General features: G+C 58.1%; 9 protein-coding genes. 5 read left to right on the top strand and 4 right to left on the bottom strand.

Features of this window, described 5'->3' with window-relative positions; all coding sequences use genetic code 11:
- Positions 1 to 171: 171 nt before the first annotated feature.
- The 3 genes from QT231_RS16310 to QT231_RS16300 form a co-directional block, all read right to left on the bottom strand.
- Complete coding sequence (locus tag QT231_RS16310; RefSeq protein ID WP_308337905.1) at positions 172 to 1,059, bottom strand: DMT family transporter; 888 nt, start codon at positions 1,057 to 1,059, stop codon at positions 172 to 174.
- Between the two features lie 105 nt (positions 1,060 to 1,164).
- Positions 1,165 to 2,916 carry a sodium:solute symporter family protein gene (locus QT231_RS16305; RefSeq protein ID WP_308337904.1) on the bottom strand — a complete coding sequence of 584 codons (1,752 nt, stop codon included), beginning with the start codon at positions 2,914 to 2,916 and terminating at the stop codon, positions 1,165 to 1,167.
- A gap of 167 nt (positions 2,917 to 3,083) precedes the next feature.
- Positions 3,084 to 4,664 (bottom strand): BCCT family transporter, encoded by a 1,581-nt coding sequence (locus QT231_RS16300; protein WP_308337903.1) that lies wholly within the window; start codon positions 4,662 to 4,664, stop codon positions 3,084 to 3,086.
- 241 nt (positions 4,665 to 4,905) lie between these two features.
- On the opposite strand from QT231_RS16300, the gene fdhA reads away from it, so the two are divergent.
- From fdhA to fdhF, 3 genes are all read left to right on the top strand, one after another.
- The gene (fdhA, locus tag QT231_RS16295) at positions 4,906 to 6,096 is read left to right on the top strand and encodes a formaldehyde dehydrogenase, glutathione-independent (RefSeq protein WP_308337902.1); all 1,191 of its coding nucleotides are present in this window, start codon (positions 4,906 to 4,908) and stop codon (positions 6,094 to 6,096) included.
- Between the two features lie 171 nt (positions 6,097 to 6,267).
- Entirely contained in the window at positions 6,268 to 7,986 is a 1,719-nt protein-coding gene (locus QT231_RS16290) for an NAD(P)H-dependent oxidoreductase subunit E (RefSeq protein WP_308337901.1), read from the top strand.
- A gap of 11 nt (positions 7,987 to 7,997) precedes the next feature.
- Positions 7,998 to 10,859 (top strand): formate dehydrogenase subunit alpha, encoded by a 2,862-nt coding sequence (fdhF, locus tag QT231_RS16285; protein ID WP_308337900.1) that lies wholly within the window; start codon positions 7,998 to 8,000, stop codon positions 10,857 to 10,859.
- Positions 10,860 to 10,945: 86 nt separating this feature from the next.
- Here the strand turns inward: fdhF and QT231_RS16280 are convergent, their stop codons facing one another.
- A complete protein-coding gene (locus QT231_RS16280) occupies positions 10,946 to 12,232 on the bottom strand; it encodes an aromatic ring-hydroxylating dioxygenase subunit alpha (protein ID WP_308337899.1) in 1,287 nt (428 codons plus the stop codon).
- Positions 12,233 to 12,593: 361 nt separating this feature from the next.
- On the opposite strand from QT231_RS16280, the gene QT231_RS16275 reads away from it, so the two are divergent.
- The gene (locus tag QT231_RS16275; RefSeq protein ID WP_308337898.1) at positions 12,594 to 13,700 is read left to right on the top strand and encodes a hybrid-cluster NAD(P)-dependent oxidoreductase; all 1,107 of its coding nucleotides are present in this window, start codon (positions 12,594 to 12,596) and stop codon (positions 13,698 to 13,700) included.
- A 259-nt stretch (positions 13,701 to 13,959) separates the two neighbouring features.
- On the top strand, positions 13,960 to 15,273 hold the full coding sequence (gene glyA / locus QT231_RS16270) for a serine hydroxymethyltransferase (protein ID WP_308337897.1): 1,314 nt from the start codon (positions 13,960 to 13,962) through the stop codon (positions 15,271 to 15,273).
- Positions 15,274 to 15,278: the final 5 nt, after the last annotated feature.

Raw genomic sequence — 15,278 nt, 5'->3', positions numbered from 1 at the left:
GACTCCTATAACCCAGCTGTCCTTCTGTGTAACGCTGTACGACTAACAGTTTGAACTCTTCATTATGTTTCGCCATGAAAAACACCCCAATCGTTGGAGGAGTGTCCAACTTTTGGGGTGCAGTTCACCCGGCGGGCTTTTTGTTGAACGATGGCCCACACGACGAATTGGCTATTTGCCAACAAACCCCGGATAAAGCTGAAGGCGCTGTCTTTCCATACGCAGGCCTATCCAGGCATGCAGTACCAGCACCAGGATAACCACGCCGCCACCGAGTAGCGTCGAGGTCGTGGGGGTCTCACCTAGTAACCACCATACCCACAGCGTGCCCAGCGCGGTTTCGACCAGATAAAACAGTGCCACCTCGGTGGAAGGTAGGTAGCGGGTGGCGCTGTTGATCAGCACGGTGGCCAGCGGCATCTGGATTAGCCCCATCAGCGCCAACACGCCGTAGCGCTGGGCATCCAGGGCCAGCGGCGAGGCCATGGGCAGGGCAACCGCCGCGGAGAGCAGGCCGCCACCCGCAATCACGGTCATGGGATCAATCGCTGGAAAACGCCGCAGTAGGGTCAGGTTACCGCCAATGGCCGCCGCAGCCGCCAAGGCATAAAGGTTGCCTATCAGCATCCCCATGGCTCCCTCGCCCATAAACACCAGGCCCATGCCCAGCATGCAAACGGCAATGGCCGCCAGCGTTCGCAGCGCGACTTTTTCACCCAGGAAAACCCGCGAAAACAGCGCGGCAAACAGCGGTGCGGTGCTCAGAATCACCACCACATTGGCCACATTGGCGTTCATGACCGCCAGCACAAACAGGCTGGAGATCAGGCCCAGCAGCAAGGCCGAGGCTAGCGAGGAAAACGGGTGGCTTCGCAGCGTCGCCAGCCGCTTGCCTGCCCAGCATAAAAGCCCCAGCACGCAGAACATCAATAAACCGCGCCAGAATACGATGGTCCAGCCATCGGTATCGGCCAGGCGTATCAACAGGCCGTCGAAGCTGAGGCAGACCACACCGAGTATTACGATAAGCAGGCCGCGTTGGTATGAGCTTAGCTGCATGGCCTTGTCTCCAGGTCAGCAAAAAATTAACCGCCCGCCGGATAGGCGGGCGGTTGAGTCAATCAGGCCTATGGTCGCTGGCCCACTCGGGTTGGGTTTCGGCGCTTAACGATTGTCCGCCATGGCCGTGCGCGCTGGGGCGGCTTTCCGATGGCTAGGACGAACCACCCAATAGCCAACGGCACCGGCAATCAGCAGCATGCTGCCGCAACCGATTGCCAGCAGGTAGGCCCCTTGAACCGCACCGGAGGGGAGCGCGAAGCGCTCGGCGAAACTGGCCAGCGTCACGGCGTACTGTTGCCACAGAAACAATCCGATGGCCACCCCCGAGAGCATGGTGCATATCGCGATCCAGCGGGTGCCCGATACCCAACCGCTCATCGCGCTGGCATCAAACTCATGCAGGAAAGCCCGGTATGCGGTCTCTGCCTGGCTTACATGCGTCATTTTTGACGCCAGCGCAATCGCCACCAGCGCCAATAGCGTACTCAACAGCACCGGGTGCAGATAAACCGGCAGGCTGAGCCACTCGGCCTGCACCATCAACGATAGGGCGACATTGCCCATAAACCCGACCGCCAGACCCCAACTAGCGCCTGCGGCAGTGATCCGCTTGCTCCAAATGCTCATCAAGGCCACCGGCCCCCAGGAGGAGGCAAATAGGGTGGCCGCAAACCACACCACCGACATCACCGCCGGCGGCTGGAACAGCGCGAGCAGCAGTGCAATCAGGCCCGCGCCGAGCACCGCCAGTCGGCTTTTACGCATAGCCGATTTCTCATCAAGCGAGGCGGGCAGAATGTCGTTGGAAAGGCTAAAACCGATAATCGACAGGAAAGTCGAACAGGAAGACAGCCCCGCGGCGAAAACCCCGGTCAGAATGACCACCCCAAGCCAGGTCGGCAGCACGTTGAGTGCCACCCAGATCATTGAGCGCTCCGGGTCGAGGGTTGAATCGTATAGATTGATCGCCGCACCGGTCATCATCATCAGCGCATAGAAAACGGCAAGCGCCACCGCCGTGAGCATGGCCGAGCGCATCACCACATGCTCGTTACGTGCCATCAGGTAGCGGCTGGATTGCCAGGGGCTGGCCGCCAGCACCGCCGCCCAGACCAGGCCCAGCGTCAGACCCCAGATAAGCGCCTCGCCGGGGGAAGAGAAGCTGGCTTCTGGCCCTTCGATAACGCCATGCCACAGCGCAATGCCGGGCTTGTCCGTCTGGATTAACAGGCCTTCAACAACCCCACTCCAGCCGCCCAGATCCTGGATCACGTATAACGACCCGCCCACTGCAGCCAGCGAGAAGATCACGAACATGATGGTATCGGTCAGCATCACGCCCGGTGAGCCGGAATAGAGAATGAAGCCGGTGTAGGTCGCCCATACCAGTACCAAGCCCACCCAGTAGGGCATACCGGTCAGTTCCGAAAACATGATGCCCGCGCCTTGCATGACCCCTAGCAGATACGCACCCAGGCCGATAATCGTGGTGAGCCCGGCAATGGCCTGCACCCGACGTGAGGCGAAACGTTTGCCGAAAAATTCCGGCACGGTACGCGCCCCGCTGCGGCGCAGGTAGCGGCCAAATACCAGGGCACCCAGCAGGCAACCCGAGGTGCTGACCGCCGCAAAGATCAGCATGACAAACGGATAGCCCTGATAGGCAAAACCCGTCTCGCCGAGAAAGGCGCTGGTGCTTAAATAGCTGGCCACCAGCGTGCCCAGAATAAAGAAAGTAGGCGCATTACGACCGGCAACCAGATAGTCATCCAGCCCCTTGACGCGCCGCCCGGCCAGATGCCCGATGACAAAATAACCGACCAGACTCAGCAGTATTGCGATGGTGTAGATCATTGAAATCGCCGTGGAGTTGTTGATGTTGTCTCGCTATGGTGCAGCGCTTTTTCTGCCTTCTCATTGCCATTAGCGGCACACAGTGCCGGAATCACGACACGATATCCGCAAACCAAAAGGGGCGCCATGGCATTGGCGCCCCCAAAAGCAACAGATGCTTGATTTGATTAACTAGCGATTTTTGGCACCGCGTTGATCTGCTGCCACTCCCTATGAAGCCCCATATAAAGACTAAAACACATCAGCAAGAGAACCAGCGTAAAGGGTAGCCCCGTGGCCACCGCGCCCGCCTGTAGTGCGCTGAGAGCCGTGCTACCCCCACCATACAGCAGCACACCGGCAATTACGCCTTCAAGCGTTGCCCAGAATACCCGCTGGCCCTTGGGCGCATCGGTCTTGCCACCGGCGGTGATATTGTCGATGACCAGCGAGCCGGAGTCTGACGAGGTAATAAAGAACACCAGCACCAGAATAATCGCCAGCGTCGAGGTGATACTGGTCAGAGGCAGCTGTTCCAGCATATGGAACATGGCAAGCGAAACGTCGCCAATGCCGTTAGCCAGTTCGCCCACACCGTTGGCAGCCTGGTAAAGCGCCGTGCCGCCAAAGGCGCTCATCCAGACCAGTGTGACCAGCGTGGGCACCAGCAGTACAGCGATAAGAAACTCACGCACCGTGCGCCCACGGGATACACGAGCGATAAACATGCCGACGAACGGTGACCAGGAAATCCACCACGCCCAATAGAAGACGGTCCAGCCGTGGTACCAGGTGTCATCATCGCGGCCAATCCAGTTCGACAGCGGCAGCAGGTGGCTCGCATAGTCCAGCGCGGTGGTGCCAATCCCCGTCAGAATCATCAGGGTCGGCCCCGCCACGAACACAAACAGGAGCAGCACCGCCGCGATGATCATGTTGATGTTCGAGAACAGCTTGACGCCACCGTCGATACCCCGCCATACCGAGATCAGCGCAATCACCGTGACCACCACGATGATCGCCAGTTGGGTGCCGATGGTATTAGGGACATCGAAGAGATAGGCGAGGCCGCCAGCTGCCTGAGTAGCGCCAAACCCAAGTGAGGTAGCCAAGCCAAAAATGGTAGCCAGCACGGCAAGAATATCGATGATATGGCCCGCCCAACCACGCGTTCGCTCGCCCAGAATTGGGTAGAAGGCGGAGCGCAGCGTCAGCGGCAAGCCCTTGTTATAGGAAAAGAAGGCCAGTGACAGTGCCACCACGCCATAAATGGCCCAGGGGTGCAGACCCCAGTGGAACATGGTCGCTCCCATGGCGGCGCTGGCGCCCTCTGGCGTCCCCGCCGGCGTATTCAAGGGCGTTCCATACCAGTCGGTGTAGTAGGCGACTGGCTCAGCAACGCTCCAGAACATCAGGCCGATACCCATGCCCGCCGCAAACAGCATGGCGAACCAGGAGGTGCGCGAATATTCCGGTTTTGCATCCTTGCCGCCTAGACGAATCCGCCCGAGTGGCAAGCAGATCAGCACAAGACAAAACACTACAAAAATATTGCCAGCAATCATAAACAGCCAGTCGAAGTGCTCAATCGACCAGTTTTTGGCAAGCCCTAAGTGCGTATTAGCCGCATCTGGATAGACCAGCGCGTAGATAATAAACAGTAGGATGGCTAGGGCGGAAAGTGGAAAGACGGGGTTATGAAAGTCCAACCCCAGGATCTGGGTATTGTCCTGTCCGGGCGACAGAACCGGGTCGTCGTTGTTGTTCATCGGGTTTCCTTGGTGGCTCTTGTTAGACGTCGGGTTGCGTTACATTGCCGACCCAAGGAATTGTTGAGCCTGTTTCAAAGGAGGAGTGTCGTGAAAGCGACCTCTAGCTATTCGTCTTAACTAGGTTGTCTTAAATAGATATGTGAGTGCCTTTATGGAGTAAGTCTGGTGGTGCGAAGGGAATAGGCTGAAGAGCGCAACCAATCACTATGTTTAGAACAATAATCGACAGGAGTCAGCCATGAATGCAGCCAACCGCGGCGTCGTCTACAAAGGACCGGGGCAAGTTGCCGTCGAATCCATTGCCTATCCCGAACTCGCCCTCGGCAATCGCAAATGCGAGCACGGGGTGATTCTCAAGGTAGTTACCACCAATATCTGCGGCAGCGACCAGCATATGGTACGCGGCCGCACCACGGCTCCATCGGGCCTGGTACTCGGCCACGAAATCACTGGTTTGGTTATTGAGGCCGGTCGCGACGTCGAATTCATCAAGCCGGGCGACCTGGTTTCGGTGCCGTTCAATATTGCCTGTGGTCGCTGCCGCAACTGTAAAGAAGGCCGCACCGGTATTTGTCTCAACGTTAACCCAGCCCGCCCTGGCGCCGCCTACGGCTACGTGGATATGGGCGGCTGGGTCGGCGGCCAGACCGAATACGTGATGGTTCCCTATGCCGACTTTAACCTGCTGAAGTTCCCGGATGCCGACCAGGCTATGGAGAAGATTAAGGATCTGACCCTGCTCTCCGATATCTTCCCCACCGGCTTCCACGGCTGCGTGACTGCCGGTGTCGGGCCTGGTAGCACTGTCTATATTGCCGGTGCTGGCCCCGTAGGTCTGGCGGCGGCGGTTTCCGCTCAGCTGCTGGGAGCGGCCTGTGTGATCGTCGGTGATATGATCGAAGAGCGCCTGGCCCAGGCCCGCAGCTTTGGTTGTGAGACCATCGATCTGACCCAGGACGGTGATATGGCCGACAAGATCGAGGTGATTCTGGGGGAGCGTGAGGTTGATGCCTTTGTCGACTGCGTTGGCTTCGAGGCCCACGCCTGTGGCTGTAACCATGGCAAGGAAGCGCCCGCCACGGTGCTCAACTCGGCGATGTCGTTGACCCGCGCGGGCGGTCAAATCGGTATCCCTGGCCTGTACGTGACCGAAGACCCAGGCGCTGCCGACGAGGCTGCCCAGCAGGGTGCGCTGAGCATGCGCTTTGGCCTCGGTTGGGCTAAGTCCCACAGTTTCCATACGGGACAGTGCCCGGTGATGAAGTACCATCGCCCGCTAATGCAGGCTATTCTATTCGGCAAGGTCAATATTGCCGATGCGGTCAATGTCCAGATGATTAACCTGGATCAGGCGCCCCAGGGCTACGCCGACTTCGATGGTGGCGCCGCTAAGAAATTCGTTATTGATCCCCATGGCAGTGTGGCCTAAGAGCTTTTTAACTGAGCAACTTAACTGAGAAGCTTATTAACTAAGCAACAGGCCCGGCCCCTGCTTGTAGGCGGGGGCTAGCTTGAGACAGCGCGACCCTAGACGGCGCCCCGCGGGGTGCCGTTTTTGTTCATTCGGCATACAACCGATCAAGATAATAATGAGTAACCCATGACCGTCCAGACCGTGATCCCCAAGCGCCGCTTCCGCGGCAAGCCCCGCGGCCGTGAACTCGACCCCCGTCTTCTTGAGGGGCTGCGTGAGCTGCTGGGCGACGAACGCCAGGACGCCACGCTGCGCCGACGCGACCTACTAATTGAACACCTGCATGCCATTCAGGACACCCGGGGCCATCTGCTGCTGGCGGAGCTGCGTGCCCTGGCGGCTTACATGAACCTGCCCATGGCGGCCGTCTACGAGACCGCCACCTTCTATGCACACTTCGATGTTATTCACGACGACCAGCTGCCGCCGCCCACGGTGACCATCCGCGTATGCGACTCTCTCACCTGCCAACTGGCTGGTGCGGAGGCGCTTAAAGCACAGTTGGAAGCGAACGTGGATATCGAGCAGGTTAGAGTGCTGCGCGCCCCCTGCATGGGGCGCTGCGACACCGCCCCGGTGGTGGAAGTGGGGCACCATCACGTGCTGTTCGCTACTCAAGAGCGCATCGAATCAGTCATCGAAAAAGCAGATTTTCATCCCGCCCCCGTCGACTGGCAGCGGCTGGATGGCTATCGTCGCGAGGGCGGTTTCGCGTTGCTCCAGGCCTGCCACAATGGCGAGGTCACGGTGGAAGCGCTGATGGAGGCGATGCAGCAGGCTAATCTGCGCGGCCTGGGCGGTGCGGGTTTTCCCACCTTTAAGAAATGGTACTTTGTGCGCCAGGAAGCTGGCCCCCGCTACTGCGCCATCAACGCTGATGAGGGCGAGCCCGGCACCTTTAAAGACCGCTACTACCTGGAGCGCTCACCCCACCAGTTTCTAGAGGGGGCCTTGGTCAGCGCCTGGGCGGTAGACGCTGAGGCGCTGTATATCTATCTGCGTGATGAATACCCGGCCTTACATAGCGTGCTGCGCGAGGCCATTAGCGAGCTTGAAGCCGCTGGCCTGGTGGCGCCGGGTTACATTGTGCTGCGCCGGGGTGCGGGCGCCTATATCTGCGGCGAAGAGTCGGCGATGATCGAGTCACTAGAAGGCAAGCCGGGCAAACCCCGACACCGCCCGCCGTTTGTGGCCCAGAAGGGGCTCTTTGACCGGCCAACGCTGGTCAATAACGTTGAAACCGTCTACTGGATTCCCATGATCTGGCAGCGCGGCGCAGAGGCCTTCTCCAGCCAGGGCCGCCATGGTCGTGTGGGGCTGCGCAGTTTCTCGGTCTCGGGCCGGGTCAAACGTCCTGGCGTGTATCTGGCACCGGCAGGGATCACCCTTAGCGAATTGATTGGCGAATATTGCGGTGGTATGGCCGACGGCCATCGCCTGGCGGCCTACCTGCCCGGCGGCGCCTCTGGCGGCATCCTACCCGCCACCAAGGCAGATATCCCCCTTGATTTCGACACCCTTCAGGAGCACGGCTGTTTTATCGGTTCGGCGGCGGTGATCGTGCTTTCCGATCAGGACGATCTACGCGGCGTCGCCACCAACCTGCTGGGCTTCTTTGCCGATGAGTCCTGTGGTCAATGCACGCCCTGCCGGGTGGGCACGGAAAAAATGCTCACCCTGCTCGAGCGGAATGAATGGGACGCCGGGCTGATGACACAACTTTCCCAAGTGATGATAGACGCCTCCATCTGCGGGCTCGGCCAGGCGGCACCTAATCCGGTGCTGGGGCTGCTCAAGGATTTCCGCAGTGAACTTGCCGCCCAGAACGTTATCGTCAAGGGATAAGGGAGATGAATATGAGCATGAGCGAACAAAGCCTAGGCACCAGCTTCACGCTGACGCTAGACGGCGTTGAAGTCAGCGCATACCCCGGTGAAAGCCTCTGGCAGGTAGCCAAACGCGCAGGCGAAACCATTCCCCATCTATGTTTTAAGGATGCCAGCGGCTATCGCGCCGACGGCAACTGCCGCGCCTGTATGGTGGAAATCGAGGGCGAGCGCACGCTGGCTGCGAGCTGTTTGCGTCAGGCAGCCCCCGGTATGGTGGTCAATAGCGCCAGCTCGGAACGAGCGCATACTGCCCGCAAGATGGTCATGGAGATGCTGCTGGTCGACCAGCCCGAGCGGGAAGAGAGCCCCGACCGCGCGAGCCACTTCTGGGCCATGGCCGACCAGTTGGCCATCGATGCTACGGCGGTGCGCCGCAAGCTGCCCAGACGGGAAGAGCGCGAGGCGCCCACCGTGCATCATGTAGCCTCCCGGGCGGATAGCCTGGAACAGGACAGCAGCCACTCCGCCATGCGCGTCAATCTTGACGCCTGCATCGAGTGCAATCTATGTGTACGCGCCTGTCGCGAAGTGCAGGTTAACGACGTGATCGGCATGGCCCATCGCGGTGCTGCCTCGAAGATCGTGTTTGATTTCGACGACCCCATGGGGGATAGCACCTGCGTGGCCTGCGGCGAGTGTGTTCAAGCCTGCCCCACCGGGGCGCTGATGCCCGCTACCCTAATCGATGAAGCAAGGCGCGGCGATTCTGCCGTGGCCGACCGTAAGGTTGATTCGGTATGCCCCTACTGCGGTGTAGGCTGCCAGCTCACCTACCATATCAAGAACGACGAAATCCTCTACGTGGAAGGCCGCGACGGCCCCTCTAACGAAAACCGCCTGTGCGTCAAAGGGCGCTTCGGTTATGACTATCCGCGCCATCCATCGCGGCTGACCGTGCCGCTGATTCGGCGGGAAGGAGTCGCTAAGGGCATTGACCCGGACTTCGACCCCGCCCAGCCGCTGACCCATTTCCGCGAAGCGAGTTGGGATGAAGCCCTGGATATTGCCGCTAATGGGCTTGTTGATCTTAAAACGTCCCATGGCCCTGATGCCCTGGCGGGGTTTGGCAGCGCCAAGTGCTCCAATGAAGAGGCGTGGCTGTTCCAGAAGCTAGTACGTACCGGCTTTGGCTCCAACCATGTGGATCACTGCACCCGCTTATGTCATGCAAGCTCGGTGGCAGCGCTGATGGAGTGTATTGGTTCAGGCTCGGTCACCGCCTCCTTTATGCAGGCCAGCCAAGCCGATGTGGTGATTCTTACCGGCTGCAACCCGGCCGTGAACCACCCGGTGGCGGCCACCTTCTTCAAGCAGGCCGCCAAACGCGGCACCAAAATCGTGATTATCGACCCCCGCGGCCAGTCGCTGGATGCCTATGCCCATCTGAGTGTGCGCTTTTCACCCGGCGCCGATGTGGCGCTGTTTAACGCCATTCTCAATGTGATTATCAATGAAGAGCTCTATGACACGGCCTATATCGCCGCGCATACCGAGGGTTTTGAGGCTCTGAAAACGCATACGGTGGATATGACCCCTGAAGCGATGAGCGGCCTGTGCGGTGTTGAGCCCGAGACTATTCGCGAAGTGGCGCGGCTGTATGCCAACGCCGAGCGGGCGATGATTTTCTGGGGCATGGGCATTTCCCAGCACACCCACGGCACCGATAACGCCCGCTGTTTGATCTCGCTAGCGTTGGCCTGCGGCCAGACCGGGCGCCCTGGTACCGGCCTGCATCCTTTACGGGGGCAGAACAACGTGCAGGGGGCGTCTGATGCGGGGCTGATCCCCATGGTGATGCCAGACTACCAGCCGGTCAGCGATGATCAGGTACGTGCGGCGTTCGAAGAGCTGTGGAATACCAAGCTGGATCCCACGCCGGGTCTCACCGTGGTGGAGATCATGGACGCCATTACCGCAGGCACCATTCGCGGCATGTACATCCAGGGCGAAAACCCGGCGATGTCTGACCCGGATCTGGCCCACGCCCGGGCTGCCCTGGCCAAGCTGGAGCATTTGGTGGTTCAGGATCTGTTTGTCACCGAGACCGCCCAGTTCGCCGATGTCATTCTGCCGGCCTCCGCCTGGCCGGAGAAGAACGGCACCGTCACCAACACCAATCGCCAGGTGCAGATGGGACGCGCGGCGCTGCCGCTGCCGGGTCAGGCCAAGCCGGACTGGTGGATTATCCAGGAGATTGCCAAACGCTTTGGCCTGGGCTGGGATTACCAGCATCCGCGGGATGTCTTCGCCGAGATGAAGCAGGGCATGGCCTCGCTCAACCATATCTCCTGGGAGCGTTTGGAGCGCGAGCAGTCGGTGACCTACCCCTGCCCAGCGGAGGACGCGCCGGGGCAAGACGTGGTCTTCAGCGATGCGTTTCCCACCGCCAGCGGTCGGGCGAAGTTCGCACCTACGCGGCCACTGCCCCCGGATGAACCGGTCGATAATGACTACCCGACGGTGCTGACCACCGGGCGTCAGTTGGAGCACTGGCATACCGGCTCCATGACCCGGCGTGCCAAAGTGCTCGATGACCTGGAGCCGGAAGCCGTAGCGAGCCTGGCGCCCGCTGAGTTTATTCGCCTTGGAATGGTGCCGGGCGATAACCTGACGATCGTCACACGGCGAGGATCCATTACCCTCAAGGCGAGGACGGATCCGGGGATGCCCGAGGGTATGGTCTTCGTACCCTTCTGTTACGGGGAAGCAGCGGCGAACCTGTTAACCAACCCGGCACTGGATCCTTACGGCAAGATTCCGGAGTTCAAGTATGCCGCTTGCCGGTTGAGTCGCAGTTCTATCTCGCAAGAGGAGTCGCTAACCGTCTAAAACACTTGATCACTACCACTTCACTATCACTTCACTACAATCTGGCCCGCATCAGCGGGCCAGGTTCTTGGATAATTCTGAAAATCTCAACCCTGAGCTAGGTGAAGCGTCGGCGTGTCATAGCCTAAATTCTCAAGCATCCGGGCAGCGTACCAGTCGACAAAATCGATAACACCGAACTCATAGGTTTCGGAGTAAGGGCCGGGTTGGTAAGCCTTGGAGTTAATGCCACGCTGGTTCTCTTCGGCGAGTTGGCGATCCTGGTCGTTGGTGGCGTCCCATACACGGCGAAGCTGTTCGGGGTCGTAGTCAACGCCTTCCACGGCATCCTTGTGAACCAGCCACTTGGTGGTCACCACGGTTTGCTGGGGGCCAAGGGGTAACACGCGAAATACCACCGCGTGATCGCCCATAAAGTGATTCCATGAATTGGGCAGATGCAGGATGCGCAGCGAGCCCATATCAGGGCTTTTTAAACGTCCCATTAACTTCTTACAGCCGGGCTTGCCATCCATTGTCATTGAGACAATGCCATCCAGCAGCGGCGTACGGGTCAGGCGGTTACGCTGTCCAATCCGCGTTAACTGGTAGGGAACTTGTTCTTGATCCCAATCTGCCTGTTTACGCGCGACCAGTGCCTTATAGGCGGGCGTTGCGCGTGGGTCGTCGGTGTCATCAAACTCCTGCAAGGAGTTCAGCAACTCGGGGTGTGCGCCGTTGCAGTGGTAGCACTCGCGGTTGTTTTCGATCACCAGCTTCCAGTTGGCTTGCTCGACGATGCTGGACTCTACGGCGACCTTGACGTTATCCATCTGATACGGCTCAAGGTAGTGCTCAAGCGTCTCCAGAAACTCGTCAATGGCGGGCGGTTCATCGCTCAGGTTGATAAACATGAAACCGCCGGCGGTGCGCACGTTGACCGGCTTGAGGCCAAACTGATCAAGGTTGAAATCAGTGCCCATATCGCTACCGGCAAACAGCAAACGGCCATCAAGCTCGTAAGTCCACTGGTGATACGGACATACAAGTTTCGCGACCTTGCCCTTATCCTTTACGCAAAGTCGCGAACCGCGGTGGCGGCAAACATTATGAAATGCATGAATAGTGCCTTCACTACCACGTACGATGACAATGGGATTATCACCAATATCCAGCGTTATGAAATTACCCTTGGTCGGGATTTCGCAGGTCATGCCTGCGAACAGCCACTCTTTCTCGAAAACCTCCTGCATATCAAGGGCAAACAGGCGGGCATCGTTATAAAACGGTTGCGGAAGCGAAAAAGTACGCCCCCTTGTTTGCAACATTTGGGCCGTTGACTCACGAGCCGCTGCAAGTGGGTCGTCCATCATATTAGAAACACTTTTTTCCATACCAGTATCCTCGTAAACCACCGCTTCCCCCTCAGGGCTGCGAGTCGGCCATTAGTCAAGATTGTTTATCTTGTTGTTCTGTTGCGTAACCTGGCGTTTTATTCAAATGCGGTCTGACGTCAGTGAAAGATTGTGTTGCAGGCTCCTCCCTGCCAATTATCTGCCCGCGACATTAGGTGGCGTAGTGGCGACTAAAAAAGTGATTTCTAAACGATAAAGAGTGGCACGAGGTAAGTGCGAGTCGCTGTCAGGCAAGTCGGCTAAGAGGCGCGTCCCCAGAATGCAGATCAAAGGTGCTGACCGTTGAAAGAAGACGGTTCGGTGATGCATAGCGATGAAGGCTGGTCAGGCAGAGGCGATAATGACAACTAACTACTTCAATCCGGTCACGACCCAAACCTGGACCAACGGTCGTCATCAGGTACGTTGCGTCAAGGTGATCCAGGAAACCCAGGATGTACGCACGTTCTGTTTTATGGCCGAGCAGCCTGTATTGTTTTTCTTTAAGCCCGGTCAGTTTGTGACGCTGGAGCTTGAGATCGATCACCAGCCGATCATGCGGTCCTATACGATTTCCAGCTCCCCCTCCATCCCTTACAGCTTTTCGATCACCGTTAAGCAAGTGCCGGGAGGGAAGGTATCCAATTGGCTGCATGCCAATTTAAAGGTGGGCGACGAACTGGCGGTGCACGGGCCGGTAGGTAACTTTAACTCTATCGACTTTCCGGCCGAGAAAGTGCTGTTTCTCTCTGGTGGTGTGGGCATTACGCCGGTGATGTCCATGACGCGCTGGCTGTTTGATACCAACGCCGCTGTCGACGTTGAGTTCGTTCACAGCGCCCGGGCTCCTCGCGATGTCATTTATCATCGGGAGCTGGTGCATATGTTTTCGCGCATCCCTGAGTTCAAGCTGCATATCATTTGCGAGAACAAGGAGGATATTGGTGAAGCCTGGGCAGGCTACCGGGGTTACCTTACCCAGCCGCTGTTCGAGCTGATAGTGCCAGACTTCATGGAAAGGGAGATCTTTTGTTGCGGCCCTACCCCGTACATGAACGCCATCAAGAATATTCTGAAAAGCTACAACTTTGACATGAGTCATTACCATGAAGAGTCGTTTGGCGCCACGCCAGTCGATGTTCGTGAGGATGTTCTTGAGCAGGTCGAGCAGGCAGAAGTCGAGGCCGAAAATATCGACAGCAGTGATTTGTACAGCATCGAGTTTGCATCTTCAGGGAAAAGTGTGCGTATTCAGCCGGGTGAGACCGTGCATGCGGCGGCAGCCAAGCTTGGTCTGCATATCCCCAAGGCCTGTGGTATGGGGATATGCGGTACCTGCCGGGTAGCACTTAAGTCGGGTGAAGTAGAAATGGAGCATAACGGCGGTATCACGGACGAGGATGTCGAAGAAGGCTATATCCTGTCTTGCTGCAGCCGTCCTAAAGGCGATTTGATCGTGGATTTTTAGCACTAGCTGTTGTCTTTAATAGCCATCATTAAACGCCCTTTATGGTTATTGCCGTAAAGGGCGCTTTGCTTTCTAAATGTTGCCGATGTCGCAAATGCATCGCGTGGTGACGTCGGCAAGCATCTTGGACTCAGAGGCCAACGATAGTATCGCGGTAACAACGCGTTGATAGGGACTTTGGTTGAAAGCGACCTGGGTTTATCAGCATTAAAGAGTATGTCGAGCACTTAATAACAAAGTGACTAATGAGGAGGCGGTAATGCTTCAGAATAATTTTTCCCCCAATGCACGGTTGGCCAATTACGACGCTTTGCTCGCTGAAGCAATTGCTGAAGAAACCGTACGCCAAGAAGCGCATATTGAATTAATCGCCTCCGAAAATTACACCAGCAAACTTGTTATGGAAGCGCAGGGTACGCAGCTGACCAATAAGTATGCAGAAGGCTATCCGGGGCGTCGCTACTACGGTGGCTGTGAGTTCGTTGACAAGGTTGAGGCCCTAGCCATTGAGCGCGCCTGTAATCTGTTTAGTGCCAATTATGCCAATGTACAGCCGCATTCCGGTGCCCAGGCCAATGCCGCTGTGTTCATGGCCCTGGTGTCTCCAGGCGATACCGTGTTGGGTATGAGCCTAGCCCACGGTGGTCACTTAACCCACGGCGCTGCACCCAACTTTTCGGGCAAGCACTACAACGCCGTACAGTATGGCCTCAAGCCTGAAACCGGCGAGATCGATTACGAAGAAGTTGAGCGCTTGGCTCGCGAACACCAGCCGAAGATGATCATTGCGGGCTTCTCCGCTTACTCTCGCGTGGTGGACTGGCGGCGTTTTCGTGCCATCGCCGATGAGGTAGGTGCTTGGTTGATGGTCGATATGGCCCACGTCGCTGGCCTGGTGGCCGCTGGTCTCTATCCGAGCCCGCTCCCTTACGCTCATGTGGTCACCACCACCACCCATAAAACGCTGCGTGGCCCACGGGGTGGTTTGATTCTCTCCGCTCATGGCGACGAAGCGCTGTATAAAAAGCTTAATGGCGCGGTTTTCCCAGGCCAGCAGGGTGGCCCCTTGATGCACGTGATCGCCGCTAAGGCGGTGGCGTTTAAGGAGGCCATGAACCAGGAGTTTGTGCGCTACCAGCAGCAGGTAATTGATAACGCCCAGGCCATGGCCAAAGTGTTTATGGAGCGCGGCTATGATGTGGTCTCTGGCGGCACCGACGACCACCTCTTTCTGGTTTCGCTTATCCGCCAGGGCATTACCGGTAAAGATGCGGATGCAGCCCTTGGCCGCGCGCATATCACGGTCAACAAAAACACAGTGCCCAACGACCCGCAAAGCCCCTTTGTGACGTCTGGCCTGCGTATTGGAACCCCAGCGGTCACCACCCGCGGCTTCGATGCCGAGGAGTGTAGCGATCTGGCGGGTTGGATATGCGACATCCTGGATGAGCTGGCCGCAGGCAACGATACAACTTCCATTGAAGCCGAGGTGCAGGCCAAGGTGACCGACGTGTGTGCCCTGCATCCCGTCTACGCTGAGTCCGCCGCTGAAGCCGTCGAATCCATTGCGTGAGAGGA

Source organism: Halomonas sp. SpR1 (genome assembly GCF_031010175.1).
In the GTDB taxonomy this organism is placed as follows: domain Bacteria; phylum Pseudomonadota; class Gammaproteobacteria; order Pseudomonadales; family Halomonadaceae; genus Vreelandella.
This window is presented reverse-complemented; position numbering and strand designations above follow the sequence as displayed.

Bases quoted from the DNA above. Each gene is read 5' to 3' on its own strand.
- QT231_RS16310 (WP_308337905.1), bottom strand. From the start codon at position 1,059: ATGCAGCTAAGCTCATACCAACGCGGCCTGCTTATCGTAATACTCGGT.
- QT231_RS16305 (WP_308337904.1), bottom strand. From the start codon at position 2,916: ATGATCTACACCATCGCAATACTGCTGAGTCTGGTCGGTTATTTTGTC.
- QT231_RS16300 (WP_308337903.1), bottom strand. From the start codon at position 4,664: ATGAACAACAACGACGACCCGGTTCTGTCGCCCGGACAGGACAATACC.
- fdhA (WP_308337902.1), top strand. From the start codon at position 4,906: ATGAATGCAGCCAACCGCGGCGTCGTCTACAAAGGACCGGGGCAAGTT.
- QT231_RS16290 (WP_308337901.1), top strand. From the start codon at position 6,268: ATGACCGTCCAGACCGTGATCCCCAAGCGCCGCTTCCGCGGCAAGCCC.
- fdhF (WP_308337900.1), top strand. From the start codon at position 7,998: ATGAGCATGAGCGAACAAAGCCTAGGCACCAGCTTCACGCTGACGCTA.
- QT231_RS16280 (WP_308337899.1), bottom strand. From the start codon at position 12,232: ATGGAAAAAAGTGTTTCTAATATGATGGACGACCCACTTGCAGCGGCT.
- QT231_RS16275 (WP_308337898.1), top strand. From the start codon at position 12,594: ATGACAACTAACTACTTCAATCCGGTCACGACCCAAACCTGGACCAAC.
- glyA (WP_308337897.1), top strand. From the start codon at position 13,960: ATGCTTCAGAATAATTTTTCCCCCAATGCACGGTTGGCCAATTACGAC.